The sequence below is a fragment of the Cellulosimicrobium sp. So1_17 genome (assembly GCF_055181235.1).
Map to the genome: position 1 here is coordinate 1,588,777 of NZ_CM143702.1, position 26,561 is coordinate 1,615,337.

General features: G+C 74.0%; 23 protein-coding genes and 1 tRNA gene. 4 read left to right on the forward strand and 20 right to left on the reverse strand.

The window, feature by feature from the left end; translation table 11 throughout:
* Positions 1–73 precede the first annotated feature (73 nt).
* Positions 74–1,519 (reverse strand): NCS2 family permease, encoded by a 1,446-nt coding sequence (locus tag ACZCLJ_RS07080; protein WP_463106370.1) that lies wholly within the window; start codon positions 1,517–1,519, stop codon positions 74–76.
* 100 nt (positions 1,520–1,619) lie between these two features.
* Positions 1,620–2,045 carry a nucleoside deaminase gene (locus tag ACZCLJ_RS07085; RefSeq protein WP_463106371.1) on the reverse strand — a complete coding sequence of 142 codons (426 nt, stop codon included), beginning with the start codon at positions 2,043–2,045 and terminating at the stop codon, positions 1,620–1,622.
* Positions 2,046–2,550: 505 nt separating this feature from the next.
* Between ACZCLJ_RS07085 and nhaA the strand changes: the two genes are divergently transcribed.
* The gene (gene nhaA / locus ACZCLJ_RS07090; protein ID WP_463105946.1) at positions 2,551–3,969 is read left to right on the forward strand and encodes a Na+/H+ antiporter NhaA; all 1,419 of its coding nucleotides are present in this window, start codon (positions 2,551–2,553) and stop codon (positions 3,967–3,969) included.
* A gap of 108 nt (positions 3,970–4,077) precedes the next feature.
* Here the strand turns inward: nhaA and ACZCLJ_RS07095 are convergent, their stop codons facing one another.
* The 12 genes from ACZCLJ_RS07095 to ACZCLJ_RS07150 form a co-directional block, all read right to left on the reverse strand.
* Entirely contained in the window at positions 4,078–4,623 is a 546-nt protein-coding gene (locus ACZCLJ_RS07095; protein ID WP_463105947.1) for a DsbA family protein, read from the reverse strand.
* A gap of 47 nt (positions 4,624–4,670) precedes the next feature.
* Positions 4,671–5,801 carry a DUF2235 domain-containing protein gene (locus ACZCLJ_RS07100; protein ID WP_463105948.1) on the reverse strand — a complete coding sequence of 377 codons (1,131 nt, stop codon included), beginning with the start codon at positions 5,799–5,801 and terminating at the stop codon, positions 4,671–4,673.
* 82 nt (positions 5,802–5,883) lie between these two features.
* Positions 5,884–6,153: an acylphosphatase gene (locus ACZCLJ_RS07105; RefSeq protein ID WP_463105949.1), complete on the reverse strand. Its 270-nt coding sequence runs from the start codon at positions 6,151–6,153 to the stop codon at positions 5,884–5,886.
* Positions 6,150–6,629, reverse strand: coding sequence for a dsRBD fold-containing protein (locus tag ACZCLJ_RS07110; RefSeq protein WP_251153167.1), 480 nt, complete (start codon positions 6,627–6,629; stop codon positions 6,150–6,152). Before ACZCLJ_RS07110 ends, ACZCLJ_RS07105 begins: the two co-directional genes overlap by 4 nt.
* A gap of 149 nt (positions 6,630–6,778) precedes the next feature.
* The gene (locus ACZCLJ_RS07115) at positions 6,779–8,743 is read right to left on the reverse strand and encodes a thioredoxin domain-containing protein (protein WP_463105950.1); all 1,965 of its coding nucleotides are present in this window, start codon (positions 8,741–8,743) and stop codon (positions 6,779–6,781) included.
* A 114-nt stretch (positions 8,744–8,857) separates the two neighbouring features.
* A complete protein-coding gene (locus ACZCLJ_RS07120; RefSeq protein ID WP_463105951.1) occupies positions 8,858–9,400 on the reverse strand; it encodes a hemerythrin domain-containing protein in 543 nt (180 codons plus the stop codon).
* A gap of 277 nt (positions 9,401–9,677) precedes the next feature.
* Positions 9,678–10,466 carry an amino acid ABC transporter ATP-binding protein gene (locus tag ACZCLJ_RS07125; RefSeq protein WP_463105952.1) on the reverse strand — a complete coding sequence of 263 codons (789 nt, stop codon included), beginning with the start codon at positions 10,464–10,466 and terminating at the stop codon, positions 9,678–9,680.
* Positions 10,463–11,422: an amino acid ABC transporter permease gene (locus ACZCLJ_RS07130; protein ID WP_463105953.1), complete on the reverse strand. Its 960-nt coding sequence runs from the start codon at positions 11,420–11,422 to the stop codon at positions 10,463–10,465. Before ACZCLJ_RS07130 ends, ACZCLJ_RS07125 begins: the two co-directional genes overlap by 4 nt.
* Positions 11,423–11,429: 7 nt before the next feature.
* The gene (locus ACZCLJ_RS07135; RefSeq protein WP_463105954.1) at positions 11,430–12,320 is read right to left on the reverse strand and encodes an ABC transporter substrate-binding protein; all 891 of its coding nucleotides are present in this window, start codon (positions 12,318–12,320) and stop codon (positions 11,430–11,432) included.
* Positions 12,321–12,587: 267 nt separating this feature from the next.
* Positions 12,588–12,661, reverse strand: a tRNA-Met gene (locus ACZCLJ_RS07140).
* Positions 12,662–12,724: 63 nt separating this feature from the next.
* Positions 12,725–13,801 carry an aldose epimerase family protein gene (locus ACZCLJ_RS07145; RefSeq protein ID WP_463105955.1) on the reverse strand — a complete coding sequence of 359 codons (1,077 nt, stop codon included), beginning with the start codon at positions 13,799–13,801 and terminating at the stop codon, positions 12,725–12,727.
* A gap of 85 nt (positions 13,802–13,886) precedes the next feature.
* Positions 13,887–16,940 carry a UPF0182 family membrane protein gene (locus ACZCLJ_RS07150; RefSeq protein WP_463105956.1) on the reverse strand — a complete coding sequence of 1,018 codons (3,054 nt, stop codon included), beginning with the start codon at positions 16,938–16,940 and terminating at the stop codon, positions 13,887–13,889.
* A gap of 136 nt (positions 16,941–17,076) precedes the next feature.
* Between ACZCLJ_RS07150 and ACZCLJ_RS07155 the strand changes: the two genes are divergently transcribed.
* Positions 17,077–17,652, forward strand: a complete 576-nt coding sequence (locus ACZCLJ_RS07155) for a PPA1309 family protein (RefSeq protein WP_463105957.1) — start codon at positions 17,077–17,079, stop codon at positions 17,650–17,652.
* A 44-nt stretch (positions 17,653–17,696) separates the two neighbouring features.
* On the opposite strand, the gene ACZCLJ_RS07160 is transcribed toward ACZCLJ_RS07155, so the two are convergent.
* The gene (locus tag ACZCLJ_RS07160; protein WP_463105958.1) at positions 17,697–18,803 is read right to left on the reverse strand and encodes a YlbL family protein; all 1,107 of its coding nucleotides are present in this window, start codon (positions 18,801–18,803) and stop codon (positions 17,697–17,699) included.
* 97 nt (positions 18,804–18,900) lie between these two features.
* The gene (locus ACZCLJ_RS07165) at positions 18,901–19,971 is read right to left on the reverse strand and encodes an NAD-dependent epimerase/dehydratase family protein (protein ID WP_463105959.1); all 1,071 of its coding nucleotides are present in this window, start codon (positions 19,969–19,971) and stop codon (positions 18,901–18,903) included.
* A gap of 69 nt (positions 19,972–20,040) precedes the next feature.
* Between ACZCLJ_RS07165 and ACZCLJ_RS07170 the strand changes: the two genes are divergently transcribed.
* Positions 20,041–21,576 carry a zinc-dependent metalloprotease gene (locus ACZCLJ_RS07170; protein ID WP_463105960.1) on the forward strand — a complete coding sequence of 512 codons (1,536 nt, stop codon included), beginning with the start codon at positions 20,041–20,043 and terminating at the stop codon, positions 21,574–21,576.
* Here the strand turns inward: ACZCLJ_RS07170 and ACZCLJ_RS07175 are convergent.
* On the reverse strand, positions 21,573–22,148 hold the full coding sequence (locus ACZCLJ_RS07175; RefSeq protein ID WP_251153155.1) for a YgjP-like metallopeptidase domain-containing protein: 576 nt from the start codon (positions 22,146–22,148) through the stop codon (positions 21,573–21,575). The two genes, ACZCLJ_RS07170 and ACZCLJ_RS07175, sit on opposite strands and share 4 nt — an antisense overlap.
* Before the next feature lie 277 nt (positions 22,149–22,425).
* Here ACZCLJ_RS07175 and ACZCLJ_RS07180 point away from each other — a divergent pair, with 277 nt between their 5' ends.
* Positions 22,426–23,520 (forward strand): ThiF family adenylyltransferase, encoded by a 1,095-nt coding sequence (locus ACZCLJ_RS07180; RefSeq protein WP_463105961.1) that lies wholly within the window; start codon positions 22,426–22,428, stop codon positions 23,518–23,520.
* Here the strand turns inward: ACZCLJ_RS07180 and ACZCLJ_RS07185 are convergent.
* The 3 genes from ACZCLJ_RS07185 to ACZCLJ_RS07195 all read right to left on the reverse strand — a co-directional run bounded on the left by ACZCLJ_RS07185 (position 23,500) and on the right by ACZCLJ_RS07195 (position 26,510).
* A complete protein-coding gene (locus ACZCLJ_RS07185; protein WP_285821151.1) occupies positions 23,500–23,919 on the reverse strand; it encodes a WhiB family transcriptional regulator in 420 nt (139 codons plus the stop codon). The genes ACZCLJ_RS07180 and ACZCLJ_RS07185 overlap by 21 nt on opposite strands.
* A gap of 178 nt (positions 23,920–24,097) precedes the next feature.
* Positions 24,098–24,250, reverse strand: coding sequence for a hypothetical protein (locus ACZCLJ_RS07190; RefSeq protein WP_463105962.1), 153 nt, complete (start codon positions 24,248–24,250; stop codon positions 24,098–24,100).
* A 190-nt stretch (positions 24,251–24,440) separates the two neighbouring features.
* Complete coding sequence (locus ACZCLJ_RS07195; protein ID WP_463105963.1) at positions 24,441–26,510, reverse strand: ATP-dependent helicase; 2,070 nt, start codon at positions 26,508–26,510, stop codon at positions 24,441–24,443.
* Positions 26,511–26,561: the final 51 nt, after the last annotated feature.

Sequence of the window (26,561 nt, forward strand, 5' to 3'; positions counted from 1 at the left end):
TCCGTCGTTCCCCGACCGCGCGACGACGGGCCACCCGCGAGGGCGGCCCGTCGCGCGGTCCGTCGTCCTGTGCTCAGCCTCCCACGACCGCGGTGAGCGGTCCGCGCACGAAGTACACGAGAAAGCCCGCGGCGACCACCCACAGCAGCGGGTGCACCTCGCGCGCCTTGCCGCACGCGGTGCGCAGCAGGACCCACGTGACGAACCCGATGCCGATGCCGTTCGCGATCGAGTACGTGAGCGGCATGGTGACGACCGTGAGGAAGACCGGCAGGGCGACGGAGAAGTCGGTGAAGTCGATCTCCTTGATCTCGCGCATCATCATCGCGCCGACGACGACGAGGACCGCGCTCGCGACCTCCATCGGGACCACCGCGGTGAGCGGCGTGAGGAACATCGCGACGAGGAACAGCCCGCCCGTCACGACCGAGGCGAGGCCCGTGCGGGCTCCCTCGCCGACGCCCGCGGCGGAGTCCACGAACACCGTGTTCGACGACGACGACGTCGCCCCGCCGACGACCGCGCCCACGCCCTCGACGACGAGCGCCGACTTGATGCGCGGGAAGTTGCCGTCCGCGTCGGCGAGCCCGCCCTGCTTGGCGAGGCCCGTCATCGTGCCCATGGCGTCGAAGAAGTTCGTGAAGAACAGCGTGAACACGAGCATCGTCGCCGCGAGCGCACCGATGCGGTCGAACGCGCCGAACGAGAACTGGCCGAGCAGGCTCAGGTCCGGGACCGAGACCAGCGAGCCCGGCAGCTCGGGCACGGTGAGGTGCCACCCGCCCGGGTTGTCGTCCGAGGCGGGCCCGAGCCGGAGGACGGCCTCGACGACGATCCCCAGGACGGTCGTCGCGACCAGGCCGATGAGCAGCCCGCCCTTGACCTTGCGGGCGACGAGGACCCCCATGACGAGCAGGCCGACGACGAACACCAGCGTCGGGACGGTCGTGATCGAGCCGCCGTCGCCGAGCTGGACCGGGGGGCCACCCGGCGTGCGGGTGACGAAGCCCGAGTCGACGAACCCGATGAACGCGATGAACAGGCCGATGCCGACCGTGATCGCGGCCTTGAGCTGGCGCGGCACGGCGTTGAAGATCGCCGACCGCGCGCCCGTCACGGCGAGCAGCACGATGAGGAGCCCGTTGATGAGGACGAGGCCCATCGCCTCGGGCCACGTGACGTCGCCGATCACCGCGACCGCGAGGAACGAGTTGATGCCCAGGCCGGCCGCCAGCGCGAACGGGAGGTTCGCCACGAGACCGAAGAGGATCGTCAGGACACCGGCCGCGAGGCCGGTCATCGCGCCGACCTGCGCCGTCGCGAGCCAGCCGCCCGCGACGTCGACCGGGGCGTTCTCGGCGCTCGTGCCGCCGAGGATGAGGGGGTTGAGGATGACGATGTACGCCATCGCGAAGAACGTCACGAGGCCGCCGCGGACCTCGCGGCCGGTGGTCGAGCCGCGGGCACTGATGTGGAAGTAGCGGTCGAGGCGGCTCGAGGTGCCGCGACCGGGGCGCAGGGGGCCCCGGGTGTCGTCGTCGGCGGTCTTCCGCCGGGTGCCGAGGAGGGTCACGTCGTCGTGTCCTTTCCGTGGGGCGGTGCTGGCCGGCCGGGGCCGGTCAGTACTCGATCCGGGACTCGAGGACGCGCCACGCGTCGAACGGGGCGACCGCGTCGGGCGTGCGCGTGTGGACCACGCGCATGACCCGGTCCGCCGGGTCCGCCGCGAAGAAGTCGTAGAACACCGCGTCGTCGAACCCGGCGCTCGCGGCGTCGTGGCGGTCGGCGGCGAAGTAGACGGCGTCGACACGAGCCCACAGGGCCGACGCGAGGCACATCGGGCACGGCTCGCAGCTCGAGTAGAGGGTCGCGCCGGACAGGTCGAAGGAACCGATCTCGGCGCACGCACGCCGGATCGCGGTGACCTCGGCGTGGGCGGTCGGGTCGTTGTCCTGGGTGACCCGGTTGTTGCCCTCGACCACGCGTCCGTCGGCGGTCACGACGATCGCGCCGAACGGGCCGCCGGCGCGCGCGACGGAGTCCACGGCGAGCGCGACCGCCCGGTCGAGGTAGCGGGGGTTGGCGACGGGCGCCGCCGTACGGGGGTGTGCTGCGTCCACGGCAAGAGATTCCATGGTGAGTCTCCACGGTTCGGGCAGCGGTCCGTGGGTCCGTCCGGGGAAGCCGGTCTCGTCGTCGAGTCCGGGTCGGCCGGCGGGCCGCTGCAGGCGAGTTGTCGTTCTCTTCCGCCTGGTTGATGGTCTCCGGTGTCGGATCGAACGTTGTCGACCACCGAGCTGTCCGCTCGGCCCGGGCCCGCCGTTGGCACGCACGACGCTAGCAGCGCGTGACCCAGACCACAAGAGTTTCGGAAGAACTTTTCCACGATGCGGACGTCACGCCGGCGGGCCGGCCGTGCCCGCCGCGGCCCGGAGGTCTGGTGCCGGCCGAACGTTGCGGAAGGATCGGCGGGCCGCGAGAGTTGGAACGCTGCACGCCGTGACCGCCGTCCGGCGCCCCTGTGCCCGTGCCGAGCCGTCCGGAGGCCACGTGACCGAGCCCGCCCCGCCGTCGTCGTTCCCGATCGTCCAGACCCCGGCGCGTCCGGGACCGCCGCTGCGCATCCAGCTCCGGCCGCTCGCGCCGTCGCTGCGGTCCTTCCTCGCCACCGAGGCGGGCGGCGCGGTGCTCCTGCTCGCGGCGACGGTGATCGCGCTCGTGTGGGCGAACTCGGCGTGGGCGTCGGCGTACGAGGACCTCTGGCACGCGACGGCCGGCTGGACGATCGGCCCGTGGTCGTTCGAGATGGACCTGCACCACTGGGTGAACGACGCCGCGATGGCGATCTTCTTCCTCGTCATCGGGCTCGAGATCAACCGCGAGGTGACGAGCGGCGAGCTGCGCAACCGCCGTACGGTCGCCGTCCCGGCGCTCGGGGCCCTCGGCGGCCTCGCCGTGCCGGCGCTCATCTACGTCGCGTTCAACGCCGGCTCCCCCGCGCAGCACGGCTGGGGCATCGTCATGTCGACCGACACCGCGTTCCTCGTCGGGATCCTCGCGCTGTTCGGACCGCGCTGCCCGGACCAGCTGCGGCTGTTCCTCCTCACGCTCGCCGTCGTCGACGACATCGGCGCGATCACCGTGATGGCCGTGTTCTACACCGACGCGGTGTGGATGCCGGGCCTCGTGATCGCCGCGGTGCTCGTCGGCGCGATCCTCGTGCTGCGCTGGCTCGGCGTGTGGCGGCTCGCGCCCTACGTGGTCGTCGGGATCGCGCTGTGGGGCGCCGTCTACGCGTCGGGCGTGCACGCGACGCTCGCGGGCGTGCTCGTCGGGCTCCTCGTGCCCTCGCGCTCGGCCCGGCCCGACGACGTCGCCGTCGTCCCGAAGTACGCCAAACGGCTCGCCCAGGAGACGACGGCGGAGCGCGAGCACCTCACCGAGCTCGCCGCGCGGGCGGCCGTCCCGACGAGCGAGCAGCTGCAGCGCGTGCTGCACCCCTGGAGCGCCTACCTCGTCGTGCCCCTGTTCGGCCTCGCGAACGCCGGCGTCAGGCTCGACGTCGAGTCGCTGCGCGTCGCGGCGACGTCCCCGGTGACGATCGGGGTGGCCGTCGCGCTCGTCGCGGGCAACGCGATCGGCATCTTCGGCGCGTCCGCGCTCGCCCTGCGGTTCGGCCTCGGCGACCTGCCGGGCCGGGTCCGGTTCTCGCACCTGCTCGGCGGCTCGATCCTCGCGGGCATCGGGTTCACGATCTCGCTGTTCATCGCCGAGCTCGCGTTCGACGACGAGGCGCTGATCGAGCAGGCGAAGATCGGGATCCTCGCGGGCTCGCTCGTCGCGGCGGTGCTCGGTTCGGTCGCGCTGCGACTGTTCGGCGAGCGGTGGCCGCTGTGCTCCCCGGGTGCCGACGGCCCGCCGTCGGACCTCCCGCCGCTCCCCTGGCGCAGCGCCGATCCGGCGAGGTAGCAACCCGGTCACGGTGGCCACGGACCGGGGCGAGGTGACCCCGACATCCGGTGCGACCACGCGCCGTCGGCCACGAAGACCGCGGTACTACCTCGCGCGACCCCGGTACTACCTCGCGACGGCTGCGGTGATCGCGGCCTCGAGGCCCTCGGCGGTCACCCGACCGCGGTAGCGCTCGCCGTTCACGAAGAGGGTAGGCGTGCCCTGGACCCCGAGCGCGAGGGCGTCGGCGTAGTCGCGCCGCACCGCGTCGGCGTGCTGCTGCACCTCGTCGCCGACCACCGACTCCGCCGAGAGACCGAGCTCGCCGGCGCGCTCCGCGAGACCGGCGTCGTCGAGGCGGTCCTGGTGCTCGTACAGCGCCTCGTGCATCTCCCAGAACCGCCCCGCCGCGCCGGCGGCCTCGACCGCGAGGGCCGCGGTGAGAGCGTGCGGGTGGAGCTCGAACAGCGGGAAGTGGCGGAACACGAGCCGCACCCGCCCGCCCGACGACGCGACGACGTCGCGCAGGACGGGCGCCGCGTCGCGGCAGTAGGGGCACTCCATGTCGCCGAACTCGACGATCGTCACGGGGGCGTCGGGATCGCCCAGCACGTGGGCGTCGGAGGGGACGAGGCGGTCGGCGTCGACGGGGACGGAGGGCTGCTCGCTCACCGGCCCAGGATGGCACGGGAGCCGTCCCTCCGCGCCGCGAGGGGGCGTCAGCCGAGCACGAGCGGTCGGCTCTCGAGCGCCGCCCCGGGCACGGGCTCGACCCGCTGCACGAGCGCGTCCCCCACGTCGTCGCGCCACCAGGTGACGTTGCGCGCGTGGCGGGCGTAGGGGGTCGACGGGTCGGCGGTGAGCTGCTCGGCCGTCTGCGCGAGGTACACGGCGTCGACGTGGTCCGGGGCGACCGGGACGCCGCCCAGGACGCGGAGGGTGCCCTGGAACCGTGGCCGGTGGCGCAGCCGCTTGACGAGGTTGATCGTGCCGAAGAGCAGACCCGGCCGGAACCGGCACACGAGCGTGTCCTCGTGCCGGAGCTGGGCGAAGAGCCGGTCCTCGTCGAACGACAGCCCGCGGGCGATCGCCTCGCCCACCATCCACAGGAGCGCGGAGTCCGAGAGGGCGCGCGCCGGGGCCCCGCCCCCGACGTCGCTGTGCGCGCCGGGGAACCAGACCTGCTTGACCCGCTCGGCCATCGACACGGGCACCTCCCACAGGCACGGCTCGTAGGTGATGCGGCGGTCGTCGATCGCGAGCGCCTGGCGCGCCTGCTCGACGGCGGTCGAGAGGCGGAGGTCGTGGAACCGGCTGCGGCGGCGCGAGAGACCGGGCACGCCGAGTGCACCGACGGTGTCGAACACCCCGAGGAACGCGACCGGGACGTGCTCGTGGCAGTGCTCGGCGCGGAAGGTCGCGGCGAGCTCCCGACGCCGCTCCGGGTCCTGGAGGCGGTAGATGCGCTCCGCGTCGCACAGGTGGTCGCGCGCGAGCGCATCCTGCGTGAGCAGGCCCACCGTGGCGACCATCCCGACGATGCTGCGCGCCGTGTACGCGCCGCGGCTGAAGCCGAACACGTAGATCTCGTCGCCCGGCTCGTAGTTGAGCGCGAGGTGGCGGTACCCCGCCACGACGTTGCGCGTCAGCCCGTACCCGAACGCGCCGCCCAGGAGGCGGTCGACGAGGTAGCCCTGCGCCCCGACGCCCTCGATGGAGAACACCATCTGCTGCACGCCGTCCGGGCCGATGCCCGTCCGGACCGACCGCGCGATCTTCTCGATGTTCGACACGCTCGCGTTCACCGGCGAGTTCCACGTGCCGTCGCAGCACAGCACCAGCCGCTTCATGACCCCTCCCGCGCCCGCCCGGCGTCGTCGCCGGGATCCGCCTGGAGGGAGGACCCGCGCAGCCGACGTGATACGCCGCGGCTCAGCTGCGCGCGACGTCGACGCCCGTGACCCGGCCGGGCGTCGGACCGTCGCGGAGCCAGCCCACGAGCTCCTCGAGCGCGGTGGGGGGACCCGCAGCCACGACCTCGACCGTGCCGTCGGGCAGGTTGGTCGCCGCGCCGTCGAGCCCGAGCGCGCCGAGCCGCTGCCGCGTCGCCCAGCGGAAGCCGACGCCCTGCACGTGACCGTGCACGACGGCGCGCAGCCCGCTCGCCCGGTCCGGCACCGTCCTCGGCGGCTCGCCCGTCACAGGTGGACGTGCGCGGGTGCGCCGGTGGACGACTCGATGTCCGACTCCGCGTCGTCGAGCAGGCGGTCCGCGAGCCGCCGGAGCGCCCGCCCCACGGCGATCTCGTCGCCGATGAGGGGGACGTCGGTGTCGTGCGGGTCGCGACGCGCACGCCCCACGGTGCGCAGGTGCTCGGGCGAGTCGGCGACGAGGACCGCCTCCGCGGTCGTGCGCCCCTCGGACTCGACGAGGCTCACCTGGACGCGCCACACCTTCGTGGTGTCCGTGCCCCCACCGCCGTTCTCCGCGCCCGGGACGTGCTCGACGTAGCTGTCCGACCCCGGGTACACGAGCGTGCGCTCGCCCGTGTCCGTCCACTCGACGAGGTAGGGCGGGGTGCCGTCGTCGTGCCGCAGCTCGACCACCACGCCGTCCCGCACCGCACCGCCCACGACCCCCGAGGCGGTCACGATCCTGTCTCCGACCGATGCCTTCATGACTCCTCCTCCGGCCGTCCCGGCCGCGCCCGGTGCCGCGCCGGTGCGGTCGGGGTTCGTCCTCCCATCATGCGACCGGACCGGCAGGGCTGCACCTGCGTCGGCCGGACGGAGTCCGTGCAGCGACCGTGCCCGCCGTCCTCGGGTGCTCAGACCTCGAGCTGCGCCCGCAGGGTGTCCGGGTCGCGGGCAGGGAGGCGGCAGACGAAGTCGGTGCAGAGGTACGCGCCCGGCGGGCGGTCGGCGAGCGCGACCACGCCGTCGTCCGCGAGCGCGCGGGCATCGTCGGGGGTCGCCGACAGGACGACTGCGCCCGGTCGGTACCAGGACCGCGCGGCGTCGAGGAAGCCCTCCCCCCGCGACCGGTCGGCCACGACGACGAGCTGGTGGGCGGGCTCGGCGAGCACCACCGCGAGACGCAGCAGCCCGGCGGTCGCGAGCGGCCGTGTCTCCGCGCCGGGCGCCGCCGCGACCTGGGATCGGACCGCGTCGACGAGCCGCGGCTCGTCCGTCAGGCGGTGGGCCAGCAGCGCCGCCCGTGCGGCCGACGTCGGGCCGGACGGGACCGCGCCCTCGCTCGGGTCGGCCGCCGCGCCCGCGTCGAGGCCCAGGTCCGCGAGCACCGCGTCGACGCCTCCCGGCGCGCTGAGCCGGGCGCCGTCGGACACGGTCGCGGAGACGAGCCGCAGCCCGTCGCGGACGTACCGGACCTCGCCCGTGAGCCCGCCGAGCGTGAGGAGCGCGGTCGCCAGCGCACCGTGGTCCTCGAGGGTCGCGACGGCGTCCGAGGCCCTGCCGTCGACCGACGCCCGGACGAGCGAGCCGTCGCCGCGGACGTGGGTGTCGAGCAGGTGGTCCACGGCGGCCCGCGCGGCGTCCGTGAACGCGGGGACGCCGAGGTGGTGCCCGGCACGCGCGAGCGCCTCGATCGCGAGGCCGTTCCACCCGGTGAGGACCTTCGCGTCCAGGGGCGGCGGCTCGTGCGCGGCACGCCCCGCGGGGTCGAGCAGGTACCACCCGCCCTCGACGCGTCGCCCGTCGATCGTCGACTCCGAGTCCTGGGCGCTCGCGAACGCGCCCCCGGGCAGCCGCAGCGTCCTCAGGAGGAAGTGCCCGACGCCGGTAGCGGCCTCCGCGGCCCCCGCACCAGGGTCGGTGGCAGGGTCCGGGTTCGCGGGGCCGTGCCCGCGGGAGCGGCGCAGCACGGCGAGGGTCGTGTACGCGGAGAGGAGCTGCGCGTTGTCGTAGAGCATCCGCTCGTAGTGAGGTTCCGACCAGTCAGGCCGGGTGGCGTACCGGAAGAAGCCGCCGTCGACGTCGCGCAGCGGGCTCGCCGCCAGGGCGTCGAGCGTGCTGCCCGCGAGGGCGAGCGCGCGTTCCGCGTCGGCCGGGTGGACGACCGACGACGCCGCGACGTCGAGCAGGAGCTCGAGCGCTGGCACCACGGGGAACTTCGGCGCGCCGCCGAACCCGCCGTGGATCCGGTCCTGGGCCGCCTCGAGCCGGTCGAGGACCTGCGTGGCCACGGCCGGCAGGTCGGCGAGGAGCGGCGCCGAGCCGTCCGGCCCGCCGTGTCCCGCACTGCGTCCCTCACCCTGTGCCGCTGTGCCGCCCGCGGCCTCCCGCAGCGCGTCGCGGATCGTCTCGCCCGTCTCCAGCACCTGATCCCGCCGCTGCTCCCAGGCCTGCGCGACGGCGTCGAGCACGTCACGGAACGCCGGCCTGCCCTGGACGGGGACCGGGGGCCAGTACGTCCCGGCGTAGAACGGCGCGCCGTCGGGCGAGGTGAAGACCGTGAGCGGCCACCCGAGCTGCTGCGTGAAGGCGCTCGCGGCGGCCATGAGGCTCGCGTCGACGTCGGGGTGCTCCTCGCGGTCGACCTTGACGGCGACGAACCGTTCGCGCAGCGCCGCGCCGATCATGACGTCGGAGAAGCTCTCCCGCGCCATGACGTGGCACCAGTGGCACGTCGCGTACCCGACCGAGACCATGACGGGCACGTCGCGACGCCGCGCCTCGGCGAACGCCTCCGCGCCCCACGGGTACCAGTCGACCGGGTTGTCGGCGTGCTGGCGCAGGTACGGGCTGACGGCGTCGGCGAGGCGGTTGACCATGGCTCCACTCTCGCAGCCCGCACCCCACCCGCGACCGCGGAGGTGTCAGGGCCACAGGTCACCGGGGTGACCCACGGCCCTGACGACCTGCGCCGGCCGACCGTCGACGGTCGGTCAGAACGGGCCGAGCACCCCCTCGCGGTCCGCGTCGAGGTCGAGCGCGGCGAGCACTCCCCCGAGCTCCTTCTCCTCGTACCGGAAGTGCGACTCCATGATCGCGCCGACGCCGTCGAGGTGGCGCAGGACAGCCTCGCGGCTCGCCCCCAGGTCGCGTACCGCGTCGCCCGTCGGGCGTGCGACGCGGTCCAGCGTCTGCTCGAGGTCGGCGACCAGGTACGCGATCATGCTGTGGTCCTGGCGCAGCGCGCGCAGGGTCGCGCCGAGCTCCGGATGACGACGTTCGAGCTCCGGGAAGAGCGTCGTGTCCTCGCTCGTGTGGTGCCGGGTCAACGCCGTGCAGAACCCGCGGCAGTACACGAGCAGCTCCGCGTGCGCGACGTCGTGCGGCGTGCGCGGTCCCGGGTGTCCGGGGTCGCCGTCCGCTCCGTCCGCCGCCGGCTCGTCGACGAGGTTCTCCTCGTCAGCGGTCTCCCGCACCAGCTCGAGCGCTCGTCGCAGCCGGCGGTGCACGGTCTTCATCTCGTCGTACCAGGCCACCAGCCTGGTCTTCTCGCCCTCACCCACGGGTGAGGAACGAGGAAAGGGTCCGTACGTGGCGCACGGGCACCCCCTTCCGGGTTCGACGCCTCCATGCCTGACGCAGTCCGTCACCGGCACGCGACGCTGGGGGGAACCCTACCGGCCCGCCACGACGCCGTCGAGCAGGGACCGCCGCGTGCCGACCACGACCTCACGGACGGCCGAGCACGACCTGAGCGTCGTCAACGCGCCGCTGGCGACCTTCAGGTCGTGTTCGGCGCCCCCAGGACGATGGTCAGGAGGTCAGGCGGCGCAGGAACTCCTGCGTCCGCGTGCGCTGCGGGTCACCGAGCACCTGCTCGGGCGTGCCCCGCTCGTGCACGCGACCGTCGTGCAGGAAGCACACCTCGTCGGCGACGCGGCGGGCGAAGCCCATCTCGTGCGTCGCGACGAGCATCGTCCGGCCTTCCGCACGCAGGTCGGCGAGGAGGTCGAGCACCTCGCCGACGAGCTCCGGGTCGAGCGCCGACGTCACCTCGTCGAGCAGCAGCAGCTCGGGCTCGTTGACCAGGGCGCGCGCGATCGCCGCGCGCTGCTGCTCGCCGCCGGAGAGCTGGTCGGGGTACGCGGTGGCCTTGTGCCCGAGGCCCACGCGGCGCAGCATCGCGACCGCCGCCACCTCGGCCTCCTCCTTCGACCGCCCGTGCACGAGACGCGACGCGAGCGTCACGTTGTCGAGCACGCGCATGTGCGGGAAGAGGTTGTACGCCTGGAACACCATGCCCATGCGGGCGCGCACGGCGTTCGCGTCGAGCCGCGGGTCGGCGACGTCCTGCCCGTCGAGCAGGATCTCGCCGTCGTCGACGTCGTCGAGCAGGTTGACCACGCGCAGCAGCGTGGACTTCCCCGACCCCGACGCCCCGACCAGCACGACGCAGCGATGCCGGTCGACGTCCAGGTCGATGCCGTCGAGCACGACGCGTGGTCCCGCGGGAGGCTCCGGCGGACGGCGGTCGCGTCCGGTGCCGCGCGACGGCGCCGGGTAGGTCTTGCGCACGCCCCGCAGGGAGAGCAGGTGGCTCATCGGATGTCCCCCGCCCCGCTCACGGTCGCGATCGAGCGACCCCAGCCGCGACGTGACTGGTAGGCGTCGACGGCCCGCGTCAGCGGGAACGACACGAGGAAGAAGAGCACGCCCGCGACGACGTACGGCGTGAAGTTGTAGCTGCCCGTCGTCGCGATCTGGGCGGCGCGGATCGCGTCGACGGCGCCGAGCACCGAGATGAGCCCCGAGTCCTTCTGCAGCGCGACGAGGTTGTTCGCGAGCGGCGCGGTGACGTTGCGCAGCGCCTGGGGCAGCACGACGCGCCGCGTCGTCTGCACGCGCGTCAGACCGAGCGAGCGCGCCGCGGCCACCTGGGACGGGTGCACCGACTCGATGCCCGCGCGGAACACCTCCGCGATGTACGCGGTGTAGGTGAGCACGATCGCGAGCGCCCCGAGGAACGCGCCCGACGACGGCAGCCACGGCAGGCGCAGCGCGGGCAGCCCGAACCCGACGAGGAGCAGGACGAGCAGGAGCGGCACGCCGCGGAAGAGGTCGACGTAGCCGATCGCGAAGGCCCGCAGCGGGAACAGCGCCGGGATGCGGCTCGTGCGCGCGATCGCCAGCGCCAGACCCAGGAGCGTCCCGATCACGCCCGCGGCGACCCACACGCGCAGGTTGAGCCACAGGCCTTCGAGGATCGCGGGCAACGACTCCCACGCCGTCGCCGGGTCGAAGAACGCCGTCCGCGCCCGCTCCCAGCCGGGCGCGTTCACCACGACGAGCACGACCGTCGCGACGACGACCACGGTGCTCACGACCGCGACGAGCGCCGAGCGCCGTCGCTGCGCACGCCGGAACGCGGCGCGGTCGAGGGCTAGCGGGGAGGGCGACCAGGAGTCCGCCGGCGACCGGGCGTCGTCGGGCACGTCGGCGACCCGCTCGCCGCGTGCGTGCTCGCGCCCGGGCGAGGGGGCGCCGTCGGGCTCGGTCACGTCGCGCTCACTCGAGGACGGGGACGTCGTCCGACTTCAGCCACGTCGTGCGCAGCTCGGCGAGCGTGCCGTCCTCCTCGAGCGCGTCGACCGCCTGCGACACGCAGTCGGTGAGCGGGGAGCCGACGTCGAGCACGAGGCCGTACTGCTCGACGACGCCCTCGTCCGGGAGCGTGCCGATGACCACGGAGTCGGGGAAGTACTCGGTGGACGCGGCCATGCCCTGGTCGACGTCCATGACCATCGCGTCGATCGTCCCGGACTGCAGCGCCTGCATGCCGTCCCCCGCGGCGCTGTACGGCGAGATGTCCGCGTCCTCGCCGAACGCGGCCTCGGACAGCGTGAGGCTGGTCTGCGCTGCCGTCACCCCGATGCGCGCGCCCTCGAGGTCGGCGAGGCTCGTCGCGTCCGCGTACGGGCCGTCCTCCATGACGATGACGCCCTGCCGGGTCGTGAGGTACGGGCTCGAGAAGTCGACGGCCTGCCGGCGCTCGTCGGTGATCGACGTCTGGTACGCGGCGACGTCGAACGGCTTCACGGCCGGGCTGACGATCTGCTCGAACGTCACGGTCTCCCACTGCACGTCCTCGGCGGCGTAGCCGAGACGGTCTGCGACCGCGTAGATCAGCGCGGACTCGAACCCCTCGCCAGACTCGGGCTCTCCCACGTACCAGGGCAGGTAGGGCTCGCCCGCCCCGACGGTCAGGACGCCGTCCGTGAGCGTCGGCAGCGCGCCGGCCTCGCAGGCGGTGTCGCCCGACGGCGCGGCGCCATCGGTCGTCGCGTCGTCGCCTCCGTCCGTGCCGCCGGACGAACAGGCCGCGAGGGTCAGCGCGGCGACCGCGACCGTGACAGCGGTGAGGGCGGCGGGACGGGTACGGGGACGCAGACGGCGCATGGTGACCTTCCGGGTGTCGGGCGCCGCGGGAGTCGTGGGCGCCGGCCACTGACGATAACGCCGGCCACCACGCCGTGGCTTCCCGTCCTGCCCACCGGCGCTGTGTGGCTCGTCACCGGGAGCACCCTGGGACCGTCGCGGTGCACCGCTCGGCCTCACGGTGACCTGTTCCGATCCGCCCGTCAGGCCTCTCTGCCCCGAGCATGGCAGAAGGCCCGGACCCACTGAGTGGGTCCGGGCCTTCTCGATGTCCTGCGACATCCTGTGTAGCGGGGGCAGGATTTGAACCTGCGACCTCTGGGTTATGAGCCCAGCGAGCTACCGAGCTGCTCCACCCCGCGTCGGTGATCACTACTCTACGCACACACCGCCGGACGGGCCAAATCGGGTCGGCGAGACCTGCGTCACGCCGGGTCGCCGACCTGCTGCCCGAGCAGCTCGACCCCGGCCTCGAACCGGCGCGTCTCGCCCGGGGCGAGGCGCACGTCCGGCTCGCAGTCGGCACGGTTGAACGCGTTCGTCAGCGTGCTCACGGGTTCGACCGCGAGCGCCGCGCGCCCGCGGCGGGCGAGCCCGTCGCCCGTGTACACGTGGACCAGCCCGCCGCGCTGCCACAGAGCGAGGCCCCGTCCCGTCCTGGGGTCGCGCACGACGGTCCGCGCCCGCCCGTCGACGTCCGGGCGCAGCCCGGCGAAGGCGTGGTCCAGCCTCGCGCCCGCGAGCACCAGGGGCCCGACGCCGTCGATCTCCGCGAAGGCCGCGGCACCGGGCAGCGGGACGAGCCCCGGGTCCGTGACGACCGCGCGCGCGGCCGGGACGGTGAGCTCGAGGGAGTCGATGCGCGCATGACCGGGGACCCGGAGGTACGGGTGCCAGCCGAGGGCCACCGGGGCGTCCTGCTGACCGGTGTTCGTGGCGCGGAGCTCGACGCGCAGGCCCGCCGGGCCGATGCCGTACTCGACCTCGAAGGCGACGGCGAAGGGGTAGCCGGCGACGTCCTCGGTCCCCACGCGGGTGCCGAGCACGACGACCGACTCGCCCTCGGCACGCGCGGCCTCGGTCCGCGAGACGACGACCCAGTCGAGCGCCCGGACGAAACCGTGCATGGGCACCGGCTCTCCCGCGACGACCGGCGCCATGGCGTGGGCGACCCCGTCGAAGACGTACGCGCCCCCTGCCAGACGGTTGACAAAAGGTGCCATGAGTGCGGACCGGGACGCGTCGTACGTCGCGAGCTCGTGGGCGTCGGCGAAGCCGTCGACGAGGTCCTCGACGCCGACGGTGCCGTCCGGCCGACGCCAGGGCGCCCGCCACCGGAGGACAGCGCCTCCGTGCGACGCGACGACGAGCTCGGCGCCCGACGGGTGCGTGAGCCGCTCCACCTCGGCGAGGCCCGCGAGCGGGTGCACCACGGGACTCTGCGGGTCGCCCGTGGTGGCACCGTTGAAATCGTTGCTGCAAGCCGTTGCAGAGAGGGTCACGAGCAGCGATCCTCGCGCCCCGGGGCCCAAAAGACAAACGGGCGGGACCACCGTGGTGGTCCCGCCCGTCCGGCTCGTGCCGGGGTCAGCCGCCCGACGGCGCCGCGTCGAGCTCCTGCTCCGCCGCGAGGGCCGACTCCAGCGCCTGCTGCAGCCGCTCCTGCGCCTCGCCATAGCCTGCGAAGTCGCCCTCGGCGAGCGCCGTCTGGCCGTCCTCGATGGCCTGCTGGGCAGCGGCCAGGGCCTGGTCGAGCTGGGCCCGCGCCTCGCCGTTGACCTCACCACCGGACGGCGGGGCCGGCGTCTCGGCCGGGTCCTCCGCGTCCGGCTCCTCCGTGCCCGGGTCGGGCGCACCGGGATCCGCCGTCTCGCCGTCGGCCGGCTGGTCGGGGACCTCGGTCTCGACGCCGCCTTCCGCGTCGCCCGCGTTCGCGCCCGAGTCGCCGCCGAACACCTGGTCCAGCGCCTCGTCGAGCGTGTCGGCGAATCCGACCTCGTCACCGAAGGACACGAGCACCTTGCGCAGGAGGGGGAACTGCGTGCCCTGCGTGGACTGCACGTAGACCGGCTGGACGTAGAGCAGACCGCCCCCCACGGGGAGCGTGAGCAGGTTCCCGTTGATCACGCTCGAGTCGCCCTGACGCAGCAGGTTGAGCTCCTGCGACACCGTCGGGTTCGAGTCGAAGTTGTTCTGCACCTGGCCAGGGCCGGGGACCGTCGCGTTGCGCGGCAGCTCGAGGAGGCGCAGCGTGCCGAAGCCCTCCGCCCGTTCGCCGTCGACGTTCCCCGGTTCGGCGTCCACGGCGAGGAACCCCGTCAGGATGTTCCGGTCGCTGTCACCGCCCGGGATGAACGTGGACATGAGCGAGAAGGTGGGTGCCTCCTGGCTCGGCATCTGCAGCGTGAGGTAGTACGGCGGCTGCAGGGGCGCGACGTTCCCGCTCGCCGTCGGGTCGGGCGGGCTCTGCCAGAAGTCCTGCCCCGAGAAGAACTGTCGTGCGTCGTCCACGTGGTAGCTGGCGAGCAGCGTGCGCTGCACCTTGAAGAGGTCCTCGGGGTAGCGCAGGTGGCTCATGAGCTCGCCGGAGATCTCGGAGATCGGCTTGACGGTCGACGGGAAGACGTTCGTCCACGCCTGGAGGACGGGGTCCTCGGCGTCCCACGCGTAGAGGTCGACCGACCCGTCGTACGCGTCGACCGTCGCCTTGACCGAGTTGCGGATGTAGTTCACCTGCTGCGGTGCCAGCGCCTCGACGGAGTTCGCGGCGACGAGCGAGTCCGCCGTCGACTCCTCGAGGGACTCCGAGGTCGAGTACGGGTAGCCGTTCGAGGTCGTGTAGCCGTCGACGATCCACTTGACCCGTCCGTCGACCACCGCCGGGTACACGCGGCCGTCGAGCGTGAGGTACGGCGCGACCTTCGCGACGCGGTCGCGCGGGCTGCGGTCGTAGAGGATCTGCGAGTCCTCGGTCACGCGGTCGGAGAACAGGATCTGCTCGGAACCGAACTTCAGCGCGTAGAGCACCTTGTTCAGGAACGTGCCCACCTCGGGACCGCCGGCGAGGTCCTGCGTCGGGAACGTGTTGTTCACCTGGCCGGTGTCGTCGTCGACCGGGTAGTCCAGCTCCCACGGCTCCGTGCCCTCGGGCGCCCCGACGATCGAGTACTGGGGCGCCGCGGGCGAGAAGTAGATGCGCGGCTCGTAGCCGCCCGCGTCCGTGAAGGCGCCCGTCGACGGGATGGACCCCTCGTAGAACGCAGGCCGCCCGTCCGGCGAGATCTGGTTCCCGTACGCCGCGACGACACCGAACCCGTGGGTGTAGACGGTGTGGTCGTTGACCCAGTTGCGCTGGTCCGCGCCGAGCCCGTCCTGGTTCAGCTCGCGCACGGCGATGACGGTGTCCCGGCTCTCGTCCTCGATCGTGTAGCGGTCGACCGACAGCGAGCGGGAGAACTGGTAGTACTGCTTGTTCTGCTGCAGCTGGCTGAACGACGGGCTGACGATCTCCGGGTCGAGCAGGCGGATGGACGCCGTGGTGTCGGCGTCCTCGCGCAGGGCGCCGGCCTCCGCCTCCGTCTTGGCGTTGTACGCCTCCGTCTGCACGTCGTCGATGCCGTAGGCGGCCTGGGTCGAGTCGATGTTGCGCTGGATGTACTCCTCCTCGAACTCCGCCGCGTTCGGGGTGACCTGGAAGCGCTGGACGACCGAGGGGTAGATGCCGCCGATCGCGATCGCCGAGACCACCATGAGCCCGACGCCGATGGCCGGCAGACGCCAGTTCCCCCGCACAGCGGTGACCACGAAGAGCGCCGCGACGAAGAGTGCGACCACGGTGAGGATCGCCTTCGACGGGATGACGGCGTGCACGTCGGCGTAGGAGGCACCGTCGAACTTCGCGCCGCCCGACGTGAGGATCGAGTACCGGTCGAGCCAGTAGTTGGCGCCGATGAGCACCATGAGGATCGCCGCGGTGACGGAGAGCTGGACGCGCGCGGCCGTCGTCGTGCGGGGGCCGGAGTCGGCGCCACCCCCGACGCGCAGGCCTCCGTAGAGGTAGTGCGTCGCGAGCGCGGCGATCCCCGAGATGATCACGACCGCCATGAGGAAGCTCACGACGAAGCGGACCGCCGGCAGCGTGAAGAGGTAGAACGCGAGGTCGATGCCCCACTGCGGGTCGGTCTCACCGAACGGCACGGAGTTGAGCGCGAGCAGCACCGTCTGCCACTGCGACGCCGCCGCGGCGCCCGCGAAGAACCCGACGAGCGCCGGCGCGACGATCATCACGACCTTGCGCAGCGGCTCCACCGCCTCGCGGTACTGGTCGAGGGTCGCCTGCTCCGGCGTGGAGGGCGCGTAGATCGGCCGGTTCCGGTACGCGAGCGAGAAGGACAGGAAGACGAGGCCTCCCATTACGAGGAAGCCCCCGACGAACAGCGCGATGCGCGTTCCCCACTGGGTCCACAGCACGCGCTCGTAGTCGAGCTGGGTGAACCACAGGACCTCGGTCCAGAACTGGGCGAGCAGGAGCAGCAGGACGACGAGCACGCCGACGACGGCGATCGCTATCCCGATCGGGCTCCGGCGCCGGGCGGGCCGCGCCCCGGAGGACGGCCGGCGGGGCGCTGCGGCGAAAGACACGGTGGGTATACCTCTTTGCGTCGTGACTCGGACGTGCGGCGGGCGGTCGGCAGGGACGCGCCCACCGGGGTCAACGCCCGCACCTCCCCCAAGGTTCCCACGACCGGCCGCCACGTCGCTCTGCGACGATGGGGACATGCCCAGCGCCGACGACACCATCCCCGCCAGCCCCGGTCTCCCGGCCCCCCAGCGCTCCCTGGCGCTCGCCGTGCACGAGGTCGAGACCCACGCCGCCGACGCCGGGTGGGACGGCCCACCACGTCTGTTCGCCCTGGTCAGCACCGCGCGCGCCCTGGCCGAGGACCCGTCCCTGGCGCAGCGGCTCCCCGCCGACGTCGTCGAGGCGGCGACGACGGACCCGCACCACCTGCTCTCGGTCGAGCAGGAGGGCTTCGCCGTGGACGGAGACCTGGAGGAGGCGCTGGGGCGCGTCGCGTGGCCGTCGTCGGTGGACGGCACGGCGCTCGTGGTCGAACGGGTCGTCCTCCCGCCGTCTGCGGAGGAGGGCGTCCCGGACGACCCGGACGCCGCCCTCGACTACCTGGCGAGCCACCCGGACCGCCAGGACGTCCGCCTCGCCGTCGGCGTGCTCCGCGACGGCCCGGCCTGGTGCGCGGTGCGGTCCCGCGCACACGACGCCGCGGCGGACGTCGCGTCCGGACCGGACCTCGTGCCCGGGCTCGTCACCGCGCTGTACGCGACGCTCGAGTGACGGCAGGCGCCGGGACGCCCGGGGAGTGACGCCGGGCGACGCGGTCAGCCGCGCGCCTCGCACGTCGGGAGCGAGTCGCCCTCCCCCGCGCCGATCGCCGTCATCGCCTCGCGCGCGTCGGCGAGCGTCGAGACGGCCGCGACGCGCAGGCCCTCCGGGACGTTCCCCACGACCTCGGGGCAGTTCGCCTGCGGTGCGAGGAACCACGTCGAGCCGTCGCGCAGCGCGCCGTAGAGCTTCTGCTGGATGCCGCCGATGGGACCCACGTCGCCCTCGACGCTCATGGTCCCGGTCCCGGCGATCGACACGCCGTTCGCCTCGTCCTCCGGGGTGAGCTGGTCGACGATCCCGAGCGCGAACATCGTCCCGGCGCTCGGCCCGCCGATGTCGTCGATCTGGATGGTCACGTCGACCGGGAAGTCGAACGCCGGGTCGATGAACACGCCGAGCAGCGCCGTGTCGCCGCCGTCGCTCGTCGTCACCGTGAGGCCGGTCTCCTCTCCGTCGCGCACGACGCCGAGGGTCACGTCGTCGCCGGGCGTGACGGCCGCGAGCCCGTCGATGAGGTCCTGGTACGTCGGGACCGGGTCGCCGTCCAGCGAGACGATCACGTCGCCGGGCTCCACGACGCCCTCGGCGCCCGTCCCGGGGCTCGCGCCCTGCACCGTCAGGGTGGCGGGCACGTCGTAGCCGAGCTCCGTGAGCGCGGCGACGGTCGCGTTCTCCTGCGAGGAGATCATCTCGGCCTGCCCCTGCTCCTCCGTCTCCTCCTTCGTGCGGTCGGGCGGGAAGACCTCCTCGACCGGCCGGACCGAGCGCGACCCGTCGAACCAGCCCTGCACGACCTGGGCGAGGTTCACCGGGTAGCCGGGCCCGCCCGCGACGGAGACCGTCGTCAGCCGCAGCTCGCCCGTCGAGTCGAACGTCTCCGCGCCCGTGATGGAGATGAGCGGGTTCCCGCCCTGCTCGCCGAGGGTGTCCTCCGTCGGCCCGGGCGAGCGCACCGCGTACGGCGCCGGCAGCACGGCGAGGCCCGCGACGAGGAGCGTCGTGGCGAGGAGGGAGATGCCGAACGTCAGGGACCGGCGGGTCACGGGGGGCGGGGCGTCGTCCTCGGTGAGGAGGTCGTCGAAGGAGGGCGTGTCGCTCACCGGGACATCATCCCCGAGGATCCTGGGATTTCCCCGCCGGTCAGGTCCGACGCCACCGACGCGCCTCCCGAGGCGGCCCGTCCCCGAGCGCACACAGTCAGCGCCGGGCACGCGCCTGTCGCCACACCGCTGCGGTCCCCAGGACGGCGACCGCGGCCCCCGCCGCGCCGAGCGCCGCGGCGTCGCGCCCGCCGAACCGGCGCCCGCCCACGCCGAGACGGCCCCGCACCTGGTCGAGCAGCACCTCGAGCGCCGCCGCGCTCGACCACGCGGGCGACCACCCGGCGTCGTGCAGGCGCGCCGCGGACACCGTCCACGGGTACACGACGAACGCGAGGTCGCTCGCCGGCGAGGGCAGCACACCGACGCGGTGCAGCCGCTCCGCGGCACCGAAGGCCGTCACCGCGGGGAGCTGGACGGTCCGCATCCCGGCGACCGTCGCGACCGTCTCCGCGTCGAGCTCGTCCGGACGACCGTCGCGCAGGGCACCGGCGGTGAGCCCGCCCACGAGCCCGGCGTCCAGGACGACGCGCACCGCGCTCACGAGGTCCTCGACGTGCAGGAGCTGCCAGGTGCGGTCTCCCCCGCGCACCGTGAGCAGCCGAGGCGCCTCGAAGTGCCGCGTGAGGATCGTGTCGATCCCCGGGCCGACCACGAGGGCGGGCCGGACGACGGCCAGCGGGACGGGACCGAGCGCCTCGCGCAGGGCGTCCTCGGCGGCGACGAGGTCGCCCGCGACGCCCGCAGCCCCCGGGTCCGGCGGCTCGTCGTCGTCGACGACCGCACGCCCAGGAGCGGCGCCGTGGACGGCCGCCGACGTCACCGCGACGACGTGCTCGATCCCGTGGGCGCGCGCGGACTCCCCGACCCGCCGCGCCTCGGCGACGAGGCGGTCGCGGGCGCACAGGCCGGGCTCCCCGCGCGGACGGGCGGGTCCGAACTCGCCCGCGGGCAGCACGAGCACGACGCGACGCACCTGGTCGGACCACGGTCGCTGCGGACCGTCGGCGGCCGGCGTCCCCGGCTCGGCTCCCAGCCCCTCCCGGACGGCCCGCGCGACCTGCCCCTCCCCGATGACGGCGACGTCACGCGCCCCCGACGGGACCGCCGCCGTGTCCTTCGCGGACGCCGGGTCGCTGCGCCGTGAGCGAACCCCGCCCTCGGACATGGGCCTGCCCCCGTTCTCGGCGCTCGATCGTGGTTACGGTGATTCCCGACGCTACCCCGAGGAGTCCTCATGAGCAGCCTGCCCCCCGACCGCACGCCCGGGCCCGACGACCAGGACGGGCCGGACAGCGGCTTCGAGGAGCTGCTCCGCTCGATGCTCGGCCCGGGCGCCGACGAGGCGCTGCGCGAGCTGCGCGCCCGCGGCTTCGACCCCGCGGCGCTCTCCGCGGGCGGCGGCGCCGCGGCGGACCCCCAGCTCTTCCAGCACGTCCTCGCGCAGGTCCAGCGCCTGCTCTCGACGCCGACGGACGGGCCGGTGAACACGGACGTCTCGCACGATGTCGCGCGGCAGGTCGCGGTCGCCGAGGGCGACCCGTCGGTCACGGGCGCGCAGGAGCGCGAGGCGACGCAGGCGCTCTCGGTCGCCGAGCTGTGGCTCGACGCCGTGACGGACCTCCCCCCGGCCGGCGGCCGCAGCCACGCGTGGAGCCGTTCCGAGTGGGTCGAGCAGACCCTGCCCGCGTGGAACGAGCTCGTCGCACCCGTCGCGTCCTCGGTCGCCGACGCGCTCTCGACCGTCCTGCGCGACCAGCTCGGCGACCAGCTCGGGATCCAGGACGACGCACCCCCCGCGATCGGGTTCCAGCTGCCGGGCATGCCCGCGGGCGGGATCGGCAGCGACCCCGCCGCCCTCATGCAGCGGCTCGGCTCCGCGGTCTTCGGGATGCAGGTCGGGCAGGCCGCGGGCACGCTCTCGCGCGAGGTCTTCGGCGCGACGGACGTCGGCCTGCCGCTGCTCGACCGGCCCGCCACGGTGCTGCTGCCCACCAACGTCACGGCGTTCTCCGAGGGTCTGGACGCGCCGGCCGAGGAGGTGCGCCTCTTCCTCGCGCTCCGCGAGGCGGCGCACGCACGGCTCTTCACGCACGTGTCCTGGCTGCGGGGGCACCTGCGCGGTCTCGTCGACGCCTACGCGCGCGGCATCACGATCGACCTCGAGGCGCTCGAGTCCCAGCTCGCCGACGTCGACCTCACTGACACCGGCGCGCTCCAGCGCGCGCTGTCCGGCGGCGTGTTCGGGCTCCAGAACACCCCGGAGCAGCAGGCGACGCTCCTGCGGCTCGAGACGACGCTCGCGCTCGTCGAGGGCTGGGTCGACGAGGTCACGGCGACCGCCGCCCTGCCGCACCTCCCGCACGCCGTACCGCTGCGCGAGATGCTGCGCCGACGCCGTGCCGCGGGCGGACCGGCGGAGCACACCTTCTCGACGCTCGTCGGGCTCGAGCTGCGCCCGCGTCGGTCGCGCGACGCGGCCGCGCTCTGGGCGCTCATCGCCACGCAGTCGGGAGCCGCCGCGCGCGACGGCGTGTGGGACCACCCGGACCTGCTGCCCGACGCGACGGACCTCGACGACCCGGCCGGGTACGCCGGCCGTCGGGACGCGGCACGCGCCGAGGAGGCGGACGTCGACAAGGCGCTCGAGGAGATCTTCCGCACGGCCGGCGAGAACCCGACCGGTGACGACGGGCGGGGTGACGGGACGCGCGACGACGACGGGCGGACGGACGACGCGCCGGGCACGCCGGGGCCCGGCGGCCCGGCCTAGCCGACGGGACCGCGGGGGGCGCGGTCGACGGCGAGCTCGTCCGGTCCGTCGTCGACCGCTCCGGGATCCGTAGCGTCACGGGCGAAGGAGACCCCCTCGAGGAACCCGCGCGCCCTCTCGGTCCGCGGGTAGCTCTCGAGGAGCTTCCAGAAGCCGGGCCCGTGCCCGGCGTGCAGCAGGTGCGCGAGCTCGTGCAGGAGCACGTAGTCGAGGACCCATCCGGGCATGCCCCGCACGCGCGTGGAGATGCGGATCGACCCGTCGATGAGGGTGCACGACCCCCAGCGTCGGTCCTGGTTCCCGGCCCACCGCACGCTCGCGGGCCTAGCACGGCCCTCGAGGTACTTCGCCGAGAGCTCGGCCGCGCGGCGTTCGAGCTCGTCGTCCGACGGGCGGCGTCGGCGTTCGGAGTCGGCGAGGCGGTCGAGCATGCGCTGCACCCACTCGCGCTCCTGCTCGCGCGTGAACCGGGCGGGGATCGCGACGATCGTCCGCTCGCCGTCGCGGTACGCGCTCACGGTGCTCTTGCGCCGGCGGCTGCGCCGGACCTCCACGACCGAATCTCGGACCACGCCAAGACCGTAGTGGTTCTCGCCATGAATTGGCAGGGCCCACGCCGAGACGCTCGCGTGCTGGCGGGCGGTAGCACGGCAGGGCGTCGCGCTTCGACCGGGTGGCGGTCAAGGGTTCACCAGCCGATCGACAGGGTTCGGGCGTCACCGTCGGGGGCGCCGCCCGTGCTGTTCCGCCGGGTCGACCTGTGGACAACCGGGGCGGGCGCGTCCACCCGTGCGACGCTGCTGGTCGTCCGGCCCCGTCCGGGCCGGCCCCGACGACCCAGGAGGACCCGTGCCGTCACGTCAGAGGCTGCGCCCGGCCACGCACGTGCTCCGGCGCGCGCCGGGCGAGCTGCAGTTCGGGACCGACCCGCGCTGGGCGGTCCGGTTCGTCGGCCTCGACGCGGCGGAGGAGACGTGGATGCAGGCCATGACCGGCACCAGGCCGGCACGCACCGACGCGTCGGGACTGTCGGCCGCGCGGCGCACGACGCTCCTGCGCCTGCTGAGGGACGCCCGTCTCCTCGTGCCGCCGCCGTCGTCGACGGCGGTGTCCCCGGCCCCTGGCGGCGGTGAGGCGGAGGCGGGGGTGCTCGGTGCGCTGCTCCCGGACGGGGACGCCCACCGCGTGCTCGCGGGGCGCGCGCGGGCGACGGTCGCAGTCGTCGGGCTCGGCCGGGTCGGCGCGACGCTCGCGACGACGCTCACGACGGCCGGGGTGGGAACCGTGACCCTGCACGACACGTCGCCCGTGCTGGTGACGGACGTCGGCCTCGGCGGGTACCGGATGCGTGACGTCGGGGCGCGGCGCGACGTCGCGCTGACCCGTCTGCTCGGCGAGATCTCGCCGGACGTCCGCACCCGGTGCGCACCGTCGTCGGGCGCAGCGGGGGGCTCTGGGCCGCCGGACCTCGTCGTCGTGATCGAGCACCGCGCGGCCGATCCCGGGCGTGTCCGGGAGCTCGTGGGTGACGGGGTCGCACACCTGTCGGTGGTCGTGCGGGAGGCCGACGTCCTCGTGGGCCCTTTCGTGCGGCCGGGCCTGGACCCCTGCCTGCGGTGCGTCGACCTGCACCGGGCGGAGATCGATCCGTGCTGGCCGCAGGTCGCTCAGCAGCTGCGCGACGTCAGCGCGCCGGAGCACGAGGAGTCGGTCGTCGCAGCGGTCGCCGCCTCCGTCGCCGCGGGCCAGGTCCTGGCCTTCGTCGACGGGTCGGTGCCCCGCACCGCCGCGGCATGCCTCGAGATCCCGGCTCCCGATGCGATGCCGCGGCTGCGCGAGACGTCTCGCCACCCGCTGTGCGGCTGCGGCGAGCTGACGAGCGCGCCCCCGGACGGGGCGCCGCTCGCCCGGTCGGCCCGCACGTCAGGCCGCGGCCGAGGCTGACGCCTCGGCCTCGAGGCGGGCAGCCTCCTCGGCCTGACGTGCGAGCACCTCGGCCTTGCTGGGACGGCCGCGGCCGCGCTTGCGCGCGACGACGACGCCGTCCACGAAGACCTCGCCACCCCAGACGCCCCAGGGCTCCCGACGCTCGACGGCGCCGGCGAGGCAGCCCTCGACGAGGGGGCACGTGCGGCACAGGGCCTTGGCCTCCTCGACCTCGGTGGCGCGCTCGGCGAACCAGAGCTCCGGGTCGTTGGTCCGGCAGGGCAGGAGTCCGGCCAGGAGGCGGTCGAACTCGGCCGCGTCCTTCTCGCCCAGCGGTGTGGCGAGCGGTTGGTGGGGTGCCCAGGGGCCGGATCCGCCCTGGGCAGTGATGTTGTCGAGCAGCGCGGTGAGCCGCACGATGTCCTCCAGTGATGTCCTGTCGTGGTGTGAACGTCGTCGTCACAGGACCCGAGGGACAGCGGTCCCCGTCAGTAATGACGGGAGAGGCCGGTGATCCTCATCGGCAGTCGCGCTCTGGAGAACACGAAGGCCGCGGGTCCTAGATGGACTCCGCGGCCTGGAAGGTGCCGGTCGGTCAGACCGGACGTGTCCTGGGAGCGGAGTCGGGAGCGGGGCGGTTGACGAAGGTGCCGCCGTGCGTGCGCGCACGCGGACGGAGTCCTCCCGGCGCAGCCGTGTTATCGGCCGCGGAATCCAGCAGGATCGTCATTGCGATCAGGTTCTTCATCTCAGCTCCCACCACCTTTCTCCACTCGGGGATGCGCCTCTCGGCACAGCCCGCTCCATCAGGACTCGACGAGCGTATGCCGCTCGACGAAGGAGACACAACTTATTTCCGAGATTTCTTCGGGCGAGTTCTTCGACGCCCGCCGAGCGCCCTCGTCCGGACGCGCGCGGAGCGCCTCCCGGGGGCCGCTTCAGGCCTTGGCGCGAGCGACGATCTCGAGCAGCGTGGCTCCGTAGCGCTCGATCTTCGCGGGGCCGAGACCGTTGATGCGCGCGAGCTCCGGCACCGTGCTCGGTCGCGTCTCCGCGATCGCGGCCAGGGTGGTGTCGACGAGCACGGTGAACGCGGGCTTGTCCGTCTCCTGCGCAACCTGCAGACGCCACTCGCGCAGCCGGTCGAACAGCTCGCGGTCGTACTCGCCGGTGAGCTGGACGCGCGGCTGGCCGGACCGCGACCGGCGTCCGCGCGGCGTGGCGGGACCGTCGGGCCAGAGCCCGTCGAGGAACCGCGTGCGGCGACGCGTGGCGCGCCCGCCGGGGTTGCGCGAGCGGGCGAAGGACACCTCGAGGTGCTCGCGCGCACGGGTGATGCCGACGTACAGGAGCCGCCGTTCCTCGGCGACCGCCTCGTCGGTCTCCGCGAGCGAGATGGGCATCAGCCCCTCGCTCATCCCCGCGAGGAAGACGGCGTCCCACTCGAGCCCCTTGGCGGCGTGCAGGGACGCGAGCGTCACGCCCTCGACCGTGGGGGCGTGCTGCGCGGACGCCCGCTCGTCGAGCTCGGCGACGAAGGTCGCGACGGTCGGCGCCGGGGCGTCCGACCCCACGGCGAGCCCGGCGACGTCGTCGGCGAGCGCGACGATGGCCTGCATCGACTCCCACCGTTCCCGTGCCGCGCCCCGCGCGGCCGGGGGCTGGGTCGCCCATCCCGCAGAGCCGAGGACGTCGCGGACGGCCTCGGGCATCGCGACGTCGGGGTCGGCGGAACGCGCTGCCCCGCGCAGCAGCACGATGGCGTCCCGGACCTCCTTGCGCTGGAAGAACCGCTCGCCGCCACGCACCAGGTAGCCGATGCCCGCGTCCGCGAGCGCGGCCTCGAACGCCTCCGACTGGGCGTTGGTCCGGTACAGGACGGCGACCTCGCTCGCCCGGGTGCCCGCGGCGAGGAGCCGACCGACGCGCTCGGCGACGCCCTTCGCCTCGCTCTCGTCGTCGTCGTACGCGGTGTACGACACCGGGGGGCCCGCCGGGCGCTGGGCGACGAGCTCGAGCGCCTGGTGGGCGCCGCCCGCGCGGCCGGCGCGAGCGAGGAGCTGGTTGGCGAGGTGCACGACCTGCGGCGTCGAGCGGTAGTCGCGCACGAGCCGGATGACCTGCGCGCCCGGGTGCGTGCGCGAGAACGTGAGCAGGTGGTGCGGCGTCGCGCCGGTGAACGAGTAGATCGTCTGCGACGGGTCGCCGACGACGCACAGCTCGTTGCGCCCGCCGAGCCACTGGTCGAGCACGAACTGCTGCAGCGGCGAGACGTCCTGGTACTCGTCGACGACGAAGTGCCGGTACTGACGCCGCACCTCGTCGGCGACGCGCCCCTGCGTGGCGAGCATGTCGCCGAGCATGAGCAGCACGTCCTCGAAGTCGATGACGGAGCGCTCCGTCTTGACGTCCTCGTACGCGGTGATGAGACGGGCCACCGTCTGGTGGTCGTAGCCGGAGGGCGGGTCACGGTCGATCGCCTCGGTCGCCCGCACGTAGTCGTCGGCCGTCACGAGCGAGACCTTGGCCCACTCGACCTCCGACGACAGGTCGCGCACCGCGACGCGGTCCACGCCGACGCCGAGCCGACGCGCGGCCTCGGCGATCACCGGCGCCTTGTGCTCGAGGATGCGCGGCGGCGCACCGCCGACCACCTTGGGCCAGAAGTAGCCGAGCTGGCGCAGCGCGGCGGCGTGGAACGTGCGCGCCTGGACGCCCGTCGCGCCGAGCTCGCGCAGGCGCGTGCGCATCTCCCCCGCGGCGCGCGCCGTGAACGTCACGGCGAGCACCGACGTCGGCGTGTACGCCCCCGTGCGCACGCCGTACGCGATGCGGTGCGTGATCGCGCGCGTCTTGCCCGTGCCCGCGCCTGCCAGCACGCACACCGGCCCGCTCAGCGCGAGGGCGACGTCCCGCTGGTCCGGGTCGAGCGCCTCGAGGATCGCGTCGGCGGAGCGCAGCACGGGACGGGAGGAGACGGCGGCGGAGGGGAACGGTGGCGTGGACATCACGGCGATTCTCGCAGCCTGCGCCCACACGGGACATCAGTCGCGACCCGG

Excerpts from the sequence above, each read along its gene's own strand:
- ACZCLJ_RS07165 (WP_463105959.1), bottom strand. The coding sequence starts at position 19,971 with ATGTCCGAGGGCGGGGTTCGCTCACGGCGCAGCGACCCGGCGTCCGCG.
- ACZCLJ_RS07115 (WP_463105950.1), bottom strand. The coding sequence starts at position 8,743 with ATGGTCAACCGCCTCGCCGACGCCGTCAGCCCGTACCTGCGCCAGCAC.
- ACZCLJ_RS07100 (WP_463105948.1), bottom strand. The coding sequence starts at position 5,801 with ATGAAGCGGCTGGTGCTGTGCTGCGACGGCACGTGGAACTCGCCGGTG.
- ACZCLJ_RS07125 (WP_463105952.1), bottom strand. The coding sequence starts at position 10,466 with ATGAGCCACCTGCTCTCCCTGCGGGGCGTGCGCAAGACCTACCCGGCG.
- ACZCLJ_RS07195 (WP_463105963.1), bottom strand. The coding sequence starts at position 26,510 with ATGTCCACGCCACCGTTCCCCTCCGCCGCCGTCTCCTCCCGTCCCGTG.
- ACZCLJ_RS07155 (WP_463105957.1), top strand. The coding sequence starts at position 17,077 with ATGCCCAGCGCCGACGACACCATCCCCGCCAGCCCCGGTCTCCCGGCC.
- ACZCLJ_RS07190 (WP_463105962.1), bottom strand. The coding sequence starts at position 24,250 with ATGAAGAACCTGATCGCAATGACGATCCTGCTGGATTCCGCGGCCGAT.
- ACZCLJ_RS07135 (WP_463105954.1), bottom strand. The coding sequence starts at position 12,320 with ATGCGCCGTCTGCGTCCCCGTACCCGTCCCGCCGCCCTCACCGCTGTC.
- ACZCLJ_RS07170 (WP_463105960.1), top strand. The coding sequence starts at position 20,041 with ATGAGCAGCCTGCCCCCCGACCGCACGCCCGGGCCCGACGACCAGGAC.
- ACZCLJ_RS07110 (WP_251153167.1), bottom strand. The coding sequence starts at position 6,629 with ATGAAGGCATCGGTCGGAGACAGGATCGTGACCGCCTCGGGGGTCGTG.